At 63.8% G+C, this 12,484-nt stretch carries 13 protein-coding genes; 8 read left to right on the top strand and 5 right to left on the bottom strand.

Annotated elements, in window-relative coordinates; genetic code table 11:
• Genes rph through AX703_RS12560 form a run of 4 tightly spaced genes read left to right on the top strand, consistent with a single transcriptional unit; the run spans position 1 to position 3,443 of the window.
• Positions 1-717 carry a ribonuclease PH gene (rph, locus tag AX703_RS12545; RefSeq protein ID WP_039331100.1) on the top strand — a complete coding sequence of 239 codons (717 nt, stop codon included), beginning with the start codon at positions 1-3 and terminating at the stop codon, positions 715-717.
• Positions 717-1,391 carry an RdgB/HAM1 family non-canonical purine NTP pyrophosphatase gene (gene rdgB, locus AX703_RS12550; protein ID WP_039331102.1) on the top strand — a complete coding sequence of 225 codons (675 nt, stop codon included), beginning with the start codon at positions 717-719 and terminating at the stop codon, positions 1,389-1,391. The genes rph and rdgB overlap by 1 nt, the downstream gene beginning before the upstream one ends.
• 10 nt (positions 1,392-1,401) lie before the next feature.
• A complete protein-coding gene (gene hemW, locus AX703_RS12555; RefSeq protein ID WP_062344467.1) occupies positions 1,402-2,553 on the top strand; it encodes a radical SAM family heme chaperone HemW in 1,152 nt (383 codons plus the stop codon).
• Entirely contained in the window at positions 2,550-3,443 is an 894-nt protein-coding gene (locus AX703_RS12560; RefSeq protein ID WP_062344469.1) for a tyrosine recombinase XerC, read from the top strand. Before hemW ends, AX703_RS12560 begins: the two co-directional genes overlap by 4 nt.
• Here AX703_RS12560 and AX703_RS12565 read toward each other — a convergent pair whose 3' ends face one another.
• The 3 genes from AX703_RS12565 to AX703_RS12575 all read right to left on the bottom strand — a co-directional run bounded on the left by AX703_RS12565 (position 3,444) and on the right by AX703_RS12575 (position 5,944).
• Positions 3,444-4,772: a sensor histidine kinase KdpD gene (locus AX703_RS12565; RefSeq protein WP_231735515.1), complete on the bottom strand. Its 1,329-nt coding sequence runs from the start codon at positions 4,770-4,772 to the stop codon at positions 3,444-3,446.
• Positions 4,773-4,854: 82 nt separating this feature from the next.
• Positions 4,855-5,532 carry a response regulator transcription factor gene (locus AX703_RS12570; protein WP_039331476.1) on the bottom strand — a complete coding sequence of 226 codons (678 nt, stop codon included), beginning with the start codon at positions 5,530-5,532 and terminating at the stop codon, positions 4,855-4,857.
• Between the two features lie 115 nt (positions 5,533-5,647).
• Complete coding sequence (locus AX703_RS12575) at positions 5,648-5,944, bottom strand: PepSY domain-containing protein (RefSeq protein WP_062344478.1); 297 nt, start codon at positions 5,942-5,944, stop codon at positions 5,648-5,650.
• 111 nt (positions 5,945-6,055) lie between these two features.
• Here AX703_RS12575 and AX703_RS12580 point away from each other — a divergent pair, with 111 nt between their 5' ends.
• From AX703_RS12580 to AX703_RS12590, 3 genes are all read left to right on the top strand, one after another.
• Positions 6,056-7,852, top strand: coding sequence for an ABC-F family ATP-binding cassette domain-containing protein (locus AX703_RS12580; protein WP_062344480.1), 1,797 nt, complete (start codon positions 6,056-6,058; stop codon positions 7,850-7,852).
• 97 nt (positions 7,853-7,949) lie between these two features.
• Positions 7,950-8,522, top strand: coding sequence for a helix-turn-helix domain-containing protein (locus tag AX703_RS12585; RefSeq protein WP_062344473.1), 573 nt, complete (start codon positions 7,950-7,952; stop codon positions 8,520-8,522).
• A 1-nt stretch (position 8,523) separates the two neighbouring features.
• Positions 8,524-9,315, top strand: a complete 792-nt coding sequence (locus AX703_RS12590; RefSeq protein WP_082734563.1) for a glycosyltransferase — start codon at positions 8,524-8,526, stop codon at positions 9,313-9,315.
• Between the two features lie 89 nt (positions 9,316-9,404).
• On the opposite strand, the gene AX703_RS12595 is transcribed toward AX703_RS12590, so the two are convergent.
• Both AX703_RS12595 and AX703_RS12600 read right to left on the bottom strand, forming a co-directional pair.
• Complete coding sequence (locus tag AX703_RS12595; protein WP_004213209.1) at positions 9,405-10,190, bottom strand: SDR family oxidoreductase; 786 nt, start codon at positions 10,188-10,190, stop codon at positions 9,405-9,407.
• Positions 10,187-10,738, bottom strand: coding sequence for a recombinase family protein (locus tag AX703_RS12600; protein WP_004213210.1), 552 nt, complete (start codon positions 10,736-10,738; stop codon positions 10,187-10,189). The genes AX703_RS12595 and AX703_RS12600 overlap by 4 nt, the downstream gene beginning before the upstream one ends.
• A gap of 157 nt (positions 10,739-10,895) precedes the next feature.
• On the opposite strand from AX703_RS12600, the gene AX703_RS12605 reads away from it, so the two are divergent.
• Positions 10,896-12,484 (top strand): DUF4158 domain-containing protein (locus AX703_RS12605; RefSeq protein WP_369821016.1); only part of this gene is annotated, 1,589 nt, incomplete at its 3' end.

Raw genomic sequence — 12,484 nt, forward strand, 5'->3', positions numbered from 1 at the left:
ATGCGACCTTCCGGCCGTGCGCCCGATGAAATGCGCCCCATCATCATTGAAACCGCCTTCACCAAGCACGCCGAAGGCTCGGTCCTGATCTGCTTCGGCGATACCAAGGTGCTCGTCACCGCCTCGGTGGAAGAGCGCGTGCCGCCATTCCTTCGCGGCAAGGGCGAAGGTTGGGTTACGGCGGAATACTCGATGCTTCCCCGCGCCACCCACACCCGCGGCAGCCGCGAAGCGGCCAAGGGCAAGCAGTCGGGCCGCACGCAGGAAATCCAGCGCCTGATCGGCCGGAGCTTGCGCGCCGTCACCGATCTCAAGAAGCTGGGCGAGCGCCAGATCACGCTCGACTGCGACGTGATCCAGGCCGACGGCGGCACCCGCACCGCCTCGATCTCCGGCGCTTGGGTCGCCCTGCGTCTCGCCGTACAGAAGCTGCTTGATAGCGGCGCGATCAAGGAAGACCCGCTGACCGAAAAGGTCGCCGCGATCTCCTGCGGCATCGTCAATGGCCAGCCGGTGCTCGACCTTGATTACATTGAAGATTCCTCGGCAGATGCCGACGCCAACTTCGTCCTGATCGAAGGCGGCAAGATCGCCGAGGCGCAGGCCACGGCCGAAGGCGCGACCTACGACGAAGAAGGCCTCCTGCGCCTCCTCCGCCTCGCCCGCATTGGCTGCAACGAGATCTTCGCGGCGCAGGAAAAGGCGGTTCGCGGCTGATGTCTTCGCCCCGTCTCGGCACCGGCAAGCTGGTCATCGCCACGCACAACGCCGGAAAGCTCAAGGAAATTCAGGCCCTTCTCGCGCCCTACGGGATCGAGTGCCTGTCCGCCGGCGCACTCGGCCTGCCGGAGCCTGCCGAGACGGGCACGACCTTCGTCGAGAACGCGCTGATCAAGGCGCGGGCAGCGGCGGAGGCTTCGCAGATCCCCGCCCTCGCCGACGACTCCGGCCTCTGCGTCGACGCCCTCGGAGGAGCACCGGGGGTCTACACCGCGGATTGGGCCGAGGCGGACGTGTTCGAGGGAGGGCCCGGTCGCGACTGGTACATGGCGATGGGCAAGGTTGAGGGAAAGCTCGCGGGAGTTGAGGCTGAGTTCGCGAGAGTTGCGGCAGAGTCCGGGGAGAGTGCCCCAGAGTTGGAAAGAGGCTGCCACTTTGCCTGCGTGCTCGCCATCGCGTGGCCAGACGGCTCCCACGCGGTCTACGAAGGCCGGGCGCATGGCACTCTCACCTGGCCTCCGCGCGGAACAATGGGCTTCGGCTATGACCCGGTGTTCGTGCCCGTGGGCGACACTCGCACCTTCGCAGAACTCGATCCGGCCGAAAAGCACGCGATCAGCCACCGCGCCGACGCCTTCGCCAAGCTGGTAGCGGACCAGTTTTCGGCCTAAGGCTCTGGCCATGGCCCTAGCGCTCTACATCCACTGGCCGTTCTGCCTCGCAAAGTGCCCCTATTGCGACTTCAACAGCCACGTCCGTGATCGGACGGACATGGCGGCTTGGGCCGAGGCGCTGCTGGCGGACATGCGCCATGAAGCGCAGTTGACGCCGGGCCGGAAGCTTACCTCGATCTTCTTCGGCGGGGGCACGCCTTCGCTCATGCCGCCAGCGCTGGTCGAAACGCTGCTGCGTGAGGCACAAGGCCTGTGGGGCTTTGCCCCCGGTATCGAGATCACGCTTGAGGCCAACCCGAGCTCGGTCGAGGCTGCCAATTTCGCTGCGCTGGCAAGCGCTGGGATCAACCGCGTTTCGCTCGGTCTGCAGGCGCTCGACGACAATACGCTGAAGTTTCTCGGCCGACTGCATGGCGTCACGGAGAGCCTTGCCGCGCTGGACCTGGCGCAGTCCCACTTCAGCCGCGTCAGCTTCGATCTGATCTATGCCCGCCCTGAACAGACGCCAGCGCAATGGCAGGCAGAGCTGCAGCGCGCGCTGGCCTTCGGAACCGGCCATCTCAGTCTCTACCAGCTGACCATCGAACCCGGCACCCGCTTCGCCACGCTGGTGCGCGAAGGTCAGCTTACACCACTTGACGACGATCAGGCCGCCGACTTGTTCACGCTCACCCGCGAACTGACCGCCGCTGCCGGCCTCCCCGCCTACGAAACCAGCAACCACGCCCGCACCGGCGAGGAAAGTCGCCATAACCTCACCTATTGGCGCTATCAGGATTATGTCGGCATCGGCCCCGGTGCACATGGGCGCAGGCTCGGCGCGGCGACTGTGCGGCATAAGAAGCCTGAGAACTTCCTGCGCGCGGTAAGCGAGCAGAAGCACGGCATTGCCGAGGAGCGGCATCTCATCCCGTCGGATCAGGCAATGGAAGCGGTGCTGATGGGACTGCGACTGGCCGAGGGTATCGAGCCGATGCCCCTCGCTGCGCGGTTCGGCTTCACTGCGAATGATCTTATCGACCCGGAAAAACGCGATTTCTACGTGCGGCTGGGCCATCTTGCCGAGGACCGCGGACGCCTGAGCGTGACCGAACAGGGCGCGCCGCTGCTTGAAGCCCTGCTCGCGGAACTCGTGCCGGCGGCGCTGGTCAGCGCATGACCACGGCGGACTTTCTCGAGGCTTGGCACAATCACCTGGCTCTCGGCCGCCGTCGCTCACCCCATACCGTGCGCGCCTATACCGCAACCGTCGCGCGTCTGCTTCATGCCTTGCCCGAAGGCCAAAGCTGGTCAACGCTCGCGCGGATCGACGCTACAACCTTGCGCAATCATCTGGCCGAGCGCCGCACCGATGGCCTTGGCAATGTTTCTGCGGCGCGCGAACTTTCGGCGCTCAAGTCCTTCATCGCCTTCGCCCGCGAGCAGGCTGGAGATGCTGACACCAGCCGCCCACGATTGCGCGGCCCGCGCGTAAAGAAGGGCTTGCCGCGCCCCGTCACGCCAGACGAAGCGGTCAATCTTGCCGAAATGGTCGCCGACGATGCGGGGGTACCATGGATCGCCGCGCGCGACCGTGCCGTCCTGCTTCTGCTTTATGGTGCCGGAATGCGCATTGCCGAAGCGCTGGCGCTGCCAGCCTCAACCTTGCCGCTGGGCGAAACTGTCGTGATTACCGGCAAGGGTGGCCGCCAACGCGTCGTTCCCCTGCTGCCGATCGTGCGCGAGGGTGTTTCCGACTATGTGGCGCAATGTCCTTGGCCGCTTGCCAAGGACGAACCGCTGTTTCGCGGCGCGAAGGGCGGTCCCTTGGCGCAGGGCATGGTGCAACGTGCTGTGGCAAGGGCGCGCACCGCGCTGGGTTTGCCGGCCACGGCGACACCGCACGCCCTGCGTCACTCCTTTGCCACGCACCTGCTAAGCGCCGGGGCTGACTTGCGCTCCCTGCAGGAACTGCTCGGCCACGCGAGCCTGTCGTCAACCCAGATCTATACCCGGGTCGATGCGGCAACGCTGCTGGACGTCTACCGGAATGCCCATCCGCGGGCGTGATCACTGTTTGGCAGTGACACTCCGTGGCAATCGCAGCACCGACAGCAACCCGCCGAGGTCTTCACTTTCCCTGAGTTCGACGCTGCCGCCGTAGATTTCTGCAACATCCCGCACGATAGCGAGGCCAAGGCCGGTTCCGGGCTTTCCGGTATCGAGCCTGGCGCCACGATCGAAGATACGCTCGCGGGCTTCTTCGGGAATGCCGATGCCATCGTCCTCGACCCAGATTTCGCAGAACTTCGGATCGGCGGGTGCAGCGTCGATGGTAATGAAGACCGATCCGCCGCCGTACTTGGCCGCATTCTCGATCAAGTTGCCAAGGATCTCGTCGAGGTCCTGACGCTCGATCGATACCTCGGCGGTGCGATTGCCGTCCATGTCGAAGCGCACGTTCGGGTAGAGGCGGACAACAGCCCGTTCCACTGCTTCGGCGCTTTCCCACACCTGGGCGCGTGACATGCCCACCGCGCGGCGACCGACTGCGCGCGCGCGCGCGAGGTGATGGTCGACTTGACGGCGCATGACCGCAGCTTCGCGGATCACCGTATCGGCAAGATCATCAGCCTTGGCGGTTGCCGCATTCATCACCACGGTGAGCGGGGTCTTGAGGGCGTGGGCAAGATTGCCTGCATGGGTGCGCGCCTCTTCGGCCTGGCGCTCGGAGTGTTCGAGCAGGGCGTTGAGTTCGACCACGAGTGGCTGGACTTCGAGGGGCAAGGGTTCGGTGACGCGGCTTGCCCCGCCCTCGCGCATGCGGGCTATCGCCAGCCTCACACGACGCAAGGGGCCAAGACCGTAGAACGTCTGCAGTCCCGCCATGGTGAACAGCCCGAGGCCGAGTGCGAGGAAAGACCAGATCAGGATCGAGCGGATGCGCCGGATCTGTGCGTCGATCTCGCCACGGCTGGCGGCGACCTGAAATTCCCACAGCGTGTTGGCACCCGGCAGGATCACAGAGCGCTTGATGATGCGCAGGCGCTCACCCTCGAACTGGTCGCTGTCGTCGATCTTCGGGTCGACATAGTTCTGATCGGGATCGGTGCGGAGCGAACGGTCCCACAGCGAGCGCGAAGGGAAGTCCTCGTGCCCTTGCCCGGAGATTTGCCAGTAAAGGCCGCTGTTGGGCTCAAGGAAGCGCTGGTCGCCGAGGGGGCGGTTGAAAAACACCTCGCCGTCAGGGCCGATCTCGGCCGAGGCGACCATTGCGGTCAACATGTAGCCAAGCTGCTCGTCGAAATTGCGGGTGACGAGACCGGTCAGCGTCTGGTCGAGCGCCAGACCACCGCCGAGCAGGAGGACACTGATCCAGCCTGCCGCGATGAGCAACATGCGCCGCGCCAGCGAACCGGTATGCGGCGCTGGCTGCGGCGTGTCGTTGCTACCCTTCTCCGGCACCTATTGCCTGCGCAGATTACCCACGTCCGGGTTCAGCCGGATCGTCGAGGCTGTAGCCAAGGCCGCGGATCGTGGTAATCACGTCGGGGCCGAGCTTCTTGCGGATGCGGGTGACGAAGACTTCGATCGTGTTTGAATCGCGGTCGAAATCCTGATCGTAGATGTGTTCGATCAGTTCGGTACGGCTGACGACCTTGCCCTTGTGATGCAGCAGGTAGGACAGGAGCTTGTACTCCTGCGCCGTCAGCTTGACCGGCTCACCGTTGAGCGTGACGCGGCCCGAACGCGTATCGAGACGCACGTCGCCCGCGGTGAGTTCAGACGAGGAATTGCCCGAGGCCCGGCGGATCAGCGCGCGCAGGCGGGCGATCAGTTCCTCGGTCTGGAAGGGCTTGGCCAGGTAGTCATCGGCACCGGCATCGAGGCCGGCGACCTTGTCGGACCAGCTGTCGCGGGCGGTGAGGACGAGGACTGGGAACTTGCGCCCCTCCTTGCGCCACATGCCGAGCACAGTCAGGCCGTCAATCTCGGGCAGGCCAAGGTCGAGGATGACCGCATCATACTCTTCGGTCGAGCCCATGAAGTGCCCGTCTTCGCCATCGACCGAAAGATCGACGGCATAGCCGTTCTGTTCGAGCGTGTTCTTGAGCTGCTTGCCGAGAGTGGGTTCGTCCTCGACGATCAGAATGCGCATCACTTGCCCCTTGCTGCGCGCTTTTGCGGCGCGGTAACCTGAACGGCTAGATGGGGCGTGAAACCTGAACGGTCAAGGAACTGGCGAGAAAGCCTGCGTTCACCCGCTGTTTCGATTAGCGGCTCTCGCCAAGCACCTGCCCTGTGCGGGCATCGACATCCACGAAGACAACGCGACCGTCGCGGATGAACTTCAGGCGATAGACCATCGCCGAAGGATCGTACTCCGGGCCGAGGTACTGCATACCCGGCTTGGTCGGCAGCACGCGGCGTTCGATGTCACGCAGCGAGCGGACGTTGCCGGCGCGAAGATCGCGGCGCGCCTCGTTCTGCTCGTCAGGCCGCTGCTGGGCGTGCGACGTTACGGGCAGGAGGGCCAGCGATGCGGCAAGGAGGGCAATGGCGCGGTTCATGATGTCCGCATGCATAAGCCGAGGGCATTGAACAAGCGGTGAATGCGAAGGCGCGTTATCGTTCAGCGTCGGGCGTTGCGCGAGGGCAACGGTGCGGCTAAGCGGCAGGCCATGGCGGCACCGATACTCAGCTGGGAAGGCCTCGGCCTTGTCCAGGGCAATGGCTGGCTCTTCCAGGATCTCGACATCCATATCCAGCAGCGCGACCGGCTTGCGCTGATCGGGCGCAACGGCGCGGGCAAGACGACGCTGCTCAAGCTGTTGGGCGGACAAGTCGATGCCGACAAGGGCACGCGCTCGATCCAGCCGGGGACGAAGATCGTCACGCTTGAGCAGGACCCGTTCTTCACCGGCTTCGATACGCTGATGGACTTTGCCCTTTCGGGTAAGGACGCCCCGCCCCGGCATGAAGTGGAGTCGATTGCCGGGCAGCTCGGGATCGACATGACCCGCAAGGCCGACAGCGCCAGCGGCGGTGAACGCCGTCGCGCTGCGCTGGCCCGCGCACTGGCGAGCGAGCCGGACCTCCTGCTACTCGACGAACCGACCAACCACCTTGATCTTGCCGCCATCGACTGGCTGGAAGACTGGCTGCAGCGCTATCGCGGGGCGTTCGTGGTCATAAGCCATGACCGCACCTTCCTTGAACGGCTGACCAAGGCGACGCTCTGGCTTGATCGTGGCTCGCTGCGCCGGAAGGATATCGGCTTCGGCGGATACGAGGCGTGGATGGAGCAGGTCTACGCCGAAGAAGCACGCGCCGCCGACAAGCTTGATGCCAAGCTGAAGATCGAGGCGCACTGGCTCGAGCGGGGGGTTACCGCGCGGCGCAAGCGCAACATGGGACGGCTGGAAAAGCTCTACGAGATGCGCGCGCAAAGAGCAGCCATGCTCTCTCCGCAGGGCACTGCGAAGCTGGCCATCGCCAGTGACGATGCCAAGAGCAAGGCAGTGATCGTTGCGGATCACGTCAACAAGTCGTTCGGCGATCGCCCCATCGTCAAGGACTTCACCCTGCGCATCACGCGCAAGGACCGCATCGGCGTGGTCGGCTCGAATGGCGCGGGCAAGACCACTTTGCTCAAGCTGCTGACCGGTGAACTCGAACCGGACAGCGGGACGATCACGCTGGCGAAGACGCTGCAGGGCATCATGATCGATCAGCAGCGCAGCCTGATGGCGCCCGACAAGCGCGTGCGCGACGTGCTGGCCGATGGCAGCGACTGGATCGACGTGCGCGGTGTCCGCAAGCATATCCAGGGCTATCTCAAGGATTTCCTGTTCGATCCGGGGCTCGTCGAAGCACGCATCGGCACGCTTTCTGGCGGTGAGCGTTCGCGCCTGCTGCTGGCACGCGAGTTTGCGCGCTTTTCAAACCTGCTGGTCCTCGACGAGCCGACCAATGACCTCGACCTCGAAACGCTCGATCTCTTGCAGGAAGTGATCTCGGACTACGACGGCACGGTACTGATCGTCAGCCATGATCGTGACTTCCTCGATCGCACAGTGACCATCACGCTGGGAATGGACGGCTCGGGCAAGGTCGACATCGTCGCGGGCGGGTACGCTGATTGGGAGAAGATCCGCAAGCAGAGGCAAGCAGGCAAGCCAGTTGCCCGGTCTGCAGGGGCGGACAAGCCAGAAGCGGCAGTGGCAGCGCCCGTCCAGCCTGCAAAAAAGGGCAAGCTTTCATACAAGGATCAGCGCGATTACGAATTGCTGCCCAAGCGGATCGAGGAACTCGACGCTGCGATTGCACGCGGCGAGGCTCAGCTGGCCGATCCCGATCTCTATGCCAAGGACCCCAGGAAGTTCGATGCTTTGATGGCTGCGCTGGAAAAGGTCCGGGCCGAAAAGGACGCCGCTGAAGAGCGTTGGCTGGAACTGGCGGAGATGGTCGAAGGCTGAGGTCCCGCCGCGCAAAGCCCTTGCTTCGGCCTGCAATTTGTAGGTAAGCAAAAAATCACCGTTACGGTTAAGACGGTCACGAACAGGGGTCGCGCGCATGATTAATCGAATCCGCGATATACGCCGCCAGAAGGGCATGACGCTGGCCGATGTGGCTGCGCGCTGCGATCCGCCGACCACCGCGCAGACGATCGGCAGGCTTGAAACCGGCACGCGCAGCCTGTCGCTGACGTGGATGAACCGCATCGGCGCTGCGCTCGGGGTAGAGCCCCAATTGCTGGTAAAGGCCGAGGAGGATACCCCTACCCACCTCGTTGCCCGGCTTGGACCGAACGGCGCAGAGGCTCTTGCCAAGCCGATGGATGCCATCCTCCCGGTGGCCCTTGACGGTTCTGCCCGCCTCCTCGCGCTGGCCGTTGAGGCAAGCGCTGGCGAGTATCGCGCAGGCGATCAGGTATGGTTGCGCCAGATCGATCCGGGGGACTTTGCCCGCGCCTTCAACCGTGATGTCCTTGCTCCACGCACTGCCGGTCGCTTTGCTTTCGGCCGCTTGATCGATCAGCGTGACGGGCGCGTTGCGCTGCTTCCGCCGGGGCCTGGCCAGAGACAGGTGGTGATCGATCGGCCGGCATGGCTGGGCGTCGCCGAAATGCTCGTGCGCAAACTTTGACGTGAAGCGCCTCCTCTCGATCTCCACGCTTTATCCCGCAACAGGTCGTCCCGGCTTCGGCCGCTTCGTCAGCCGCCAGATGCAAGCCCTGGCCGAACGGGGGGACTGGGACGTGACGGTCGTCAATCCGATCGGCATTCCACCGGTGCCAATTAAGCGCTACGCCACGCTCAAAGGTGTGCCGGAAGTTCAGGAACAGGGCGCGGTGACAATCCATCACCCGCGTTTTCTCCTGATTCCCGGTCTATCCGGACCGATCAACCCGGCGCTGATTGCCCACGCGATCCTGCCGCTGGCAAAACGGCTTCATGCCGAGCGGCCGTTCGACATGATCGATGCGCAGTTCTTCTATCCTGACGGACCTGCCGCGGCCAAGGTCGCGCGCGCGCTTGAAGTGCCGCTGGCAATAAAGGCGCGCGGTTCGGACATCCACCTGTGGGGTCAGCGGTCATGGCCGCGCCACCAGATGATCGAAGCCGCGCGCCAATCGGCCCTTCTGCTTTCCGTTTCCCAAGCGCTGGCAAACGACATGATAGCGCTGGGCATGCCCGCTGACCGTATCAGAGTGCATTACACCGGACTCGATCGATCGCGCTTCCGCCCGCTGGAGCGTCAGGCAGCGCGGCAGCTGGTGTCGGCCTTGCCGTCGCTTCAGATCTGGCCTGAGGGCCGTCTGCTGCTGTGCGTTGGCGCGTTGATTGCGATCAAGGGGCAGGCGCTGGCAATCCGCGCGATGACGCTGCTGCCGGACGACGTCCGGCTCGCCATTGCAGGGGTGACTACACGAAAGTGACGTATCTGCACGCTAAGGGCGAACAAATCCGGTACGATGCCAGCAGATGCTATTCGCAGGCTTTCCTGCCCCTTTTATGTGGTGCCGCCCTACGGGCGCCGATATGGGAGGGCGGCAATCCGATTGACCAACGATCGAGGTAGAACCCTGCTCGCCAAATATGTGAGCTGGTTGCCCATCCCCGGTATGGCGAAGGATTGCCGATAAACCAGAGCGTGGACTGCATGGGCCGCGCACCGGTCAACGTCCATCAAACCCAACCTCCCCCACTTCAAATCGCTGAGGGCAGCCATGTCTGTGTCGATTCCACCGGGTGCAAAAGATCCAACACTCACTCCCGTCCCGGCAAGCTCCACGGAAAGCGCTCGCATGAGGGTGCTCACATAGGCTTTCGACGCGCCGTAGACCGCTTGGAAGGGCACGGATGTTTCGCCCGCCAGGCTCGACACGGCGATTACTGAGGATTCAAACGGCTGCTCCCTGAAAATCGCAATCAGGCGAGCCAGCAAATCCGTGAAACCGAGTATGTTTGTTTCAATTACCTCGGCATAAGTGTCGGCACGGCCTGCATCAAATGAACCAACGCTCGTCATTCCGGCAACCAACAAAGCGGCTGTTACTTGCAATTCTGCAACCTTAGCCGCGATTTTCTCCCTGCCCTCGATTTCACGTTGATCAGCCACTATAATCTCGCACGGCACATTGAACCGCTCGTCAATTTCGGTCTGTAGCTCCCGCAAGTTGTCGAGCCTTCGTCCAACAATCAGGGGCTTGGCCTGGTACGATGCCGCCAAGCGGAGGGCGGACGCTCTGCCCAAACCGGTCGAAGCCCCTGTGACCAGCACCCACGAGTTCTTGATCGCCAGCGGTTTCACGCGTTTTCCAGAGCCTTGTATAGGGCGGTTTTGCCGATCTTGAGCCGGGCCGCCGCCTCACGAACAGTGAGGCCCGCTGCGATATGCGCCCGCGCTTTACGTAGTTTGTCGGGGGTAACGACAGGCCGGCGACCACCCTTGTTGCCCCGCTCGCGTGCGGCCTTGAGGCCGGCATGAGTGCGTTCACGGATCAGGTCACGCTCGAATTGGGCCAGCGAGCCGAAGATGTTGAACACCAGCATGCCGCCCGAAGTGGTGGTGTCGATATTCTCGGTGAGTGAGCGGAACCCGATGCCGCGCGCCGCAAGCTCGCCGACCTTCTCGATCAGGTGGCTCATCGAGCGGCCGAGGCGGTCGAGTTTCCAGACCACCAGCGTGTCGCCGGGGCGCAAATAGGCGAGCGCTTCGGTTAGGCCAGGCCGATCGGCTTTTGCCCCGGATGCGTGATCGTCGAATATACGGTCGCACCCGGCAGTGTTCAGCGCGTCAAGCTGGAGCGACAGCTTCTGGTCTGCGGTCGAGACGCGCGCATAGCCGATCAGCGCCACATGATGCCCGATCCTGTCCGTTTTCCCGTCATTATGCGATCTTGTCCGAATCGCCGTTACAGGTCCAGAGTTAACGGACATATTCCTGTTGGCCGCCAGAGGACCGTCTGACGGACACGCAAAGCGAAGGAGATGATGCTTGGCGAGACGGCGACTGGTGAGCCTGGAAATCTGGGCGAGGCATTATGGCGCGCCGCTCGATGAGCGCGAGATCGCGCGTCATTATACGCTGACCAGCGACGACCTGGAAATTGTCGGCCGCCGTCGCGGCGATGCCACCCGGCTCGGCTATGCGATGCTCATGCTATATATGAGATGGCCTGGCCGTGCGCTGGAAGCGGGCGAAGTCCCGCCCGCTCCTGTGCTCGCCTATGTGGCGCAGCAACTCGGCGTCGCGCCGGCAGCCTTCGCGGATTATGCCCATCGGGACCAGACCCGTCGCGAGCATCTCGTCGAAATCCGACGATCGCACGGGTTCAGGATTTTTGACCGCAACGCTTTCCGTGAAGTTGTCGCCTTCTCGGTCCCAATCGCGCAGACCATCATACACCCCGGCCAGATGGCAGACGTCATCGTCGATGAACTCCGGCGCCTGCAGATCCTCCTGCCTTCTCCGTCGATTCTCGAAGCGGTGCTGCGGCGGGCGCGCCAGCAAGCCGAACAGCTTACCTATGAAGTGCTCACGAATGGCCTGCTGCCTGACACCCTTCAGGGCCTGGACGATTTGCTGGCCCGACGACCGGGGCAGGTCGCGACATGGCTATCCTGGATGCGCAATGCGCCACAATCGCCGGCAGCGCGCAACATCCTGCGCCTGATCGAACGGCTCGCCTATATCCGCGCGCTGGGCCTCGATCGCGCCCGTGCCGACATGATCCCGGCTTTGACTTTTGACAGGCTGGCGGACGAAGGCAGCCGCATCACACCCCAGCACCTTGGCGAACTCAATGCCCTGCGCCGCCATGCGACGCTGGCGGCAACCGGCATCCGGCTTGAGGAAAGCCTGACCGACGCCACCCTGACGATGTTCGACAAGCTGTTGGGCAGCATGGCGCGCCGCGCCGAGAACCGGACCCGCGACAAAGCCCTCAAGACGGTGCGCGAGTTGCAAGGCCACCTCCGGACGCTCACGGGGTCTTGCCGCCTCCTCATCGACGCGCGCAGCAAGGGCGTGGATTCTCTGGCGCAGATCGAGGCGCTGGACTGGCAGCACTTCGCCGTGGCCGTCGAGCAGGCCGAAGTGCTCGGGCGACCGGAAACCGTCGATCGCACCGCCGAATTGATCGAGCGGCATCGGACGGTGAAGCTCTTTGTCGGCGCTTTTCTCAACGCCTTCGAGTTTCGCGGCGCCGGCGCGGTTCAGGGGCTCCTGTCAGCGCTGGCCATCATCGCGGAGCTATATCGGACCGGCAAACGGCGCTTGCCTGATCGCGTGCCGCTACGCTTTGTGCCGCCCGCATGGCGCCCGTTCGTCCTGCGGGATGGCATCGTTGATCGTGCCGCTTATGAACTATGCGCCTTGTCGCAACTACGCGAGCGGTTGCGAGCCGGGGATATATGGGTCGCGGGAAGCCGGCAGTTTCGCGATTTCGACAGCTATCTCATACCGCCGGCGACCTTTGCGGCGCTGCGCGAGAAGGGGCCGTTGCCGCTCGCCATCGAAACGGATTTCGAGCGCCATATCGAGGAACGGCGCACCAGGCTCGACACGGCGATCGAGCAGGTAACGGTCCTTGCACGGCAAGG

Origin of the sequence: Novosphingobium sp. CCH12-A3, assembly GCF_001556015.1 — a bacterium.
Lineage (GTDB): Bacteria > Pseudomonadota > Alphaproteobacteria > Sphingomonadales > Sphingomonadaceae > Novosphingobium > Novosphingobium subterraneum.

Excerpts from the sequence above, each read along its gene's own strand:
- rph (WP_039331100.1), top strand. The coding sequence starts at position 1 with ATGCGACCTTCCGGCCGTGCGCCCGATGAAATGCGCCCCATCATCATT.
- rdgB (WP_039331102.1), top strand. The coding sequence starts at position 717 with ATGTCTTCGCCCCGTCTCGGCACCGGCAAGCTGGTCATCGCCACGCAC.
- hemW (WP_062344467.1), top strand. The coding sequence starts at position 1,402 with ATGGCCCTAGCGCTCTACATCCACTGGCCGTTCTGCCTCGCAAAGTGC.
- AX703_RS12560 (WP_062344469.1), top strand. The coding sequence starts at position 2,550 with ATGACCACGGCGGACTTTCTCGAGGCTTGGCACAATCACCTGGCTCTC.
- AX703_RS12565 (WP_231735515.1), bottom strand. The coding sequence starts at position 4,772 with ATGTTGCTCATCGCGGCAGGCTGGATCAGTGTCCTCCTGCTCGGCGGT.
- AX703_RS12570 (WP_039331476.1), bottom strand. The coding sequence starts at position 5,532 with ATGCGCATTCTGATCGTCGAGGACGAACCCACTCTCGGCAAGCAGCTC.
- AX703_RS12575 (WP_062344478.1), bottom strand. The coding sequence starts at position 5,944 with ATGAACCGCGCCATTGCCCTCCTTGCCGCATCGCTGGCCCTCCTGCCC.
- AX703_RS12580 (WP_062344480.1), top strand. The coding sequence starts at position 6,056 with ATGGCGGCACCGATACTCAGCTGGGAAGGCCTCGGCCTTGTCCAGGGC.
- AX703_RS12585 (WP_062344473.1), top strand. The coding sequence starts at position 7,950 with ATGATTAATCGAATCCGCGATATACGCCGCCAGAAGGGCATGACGCTG.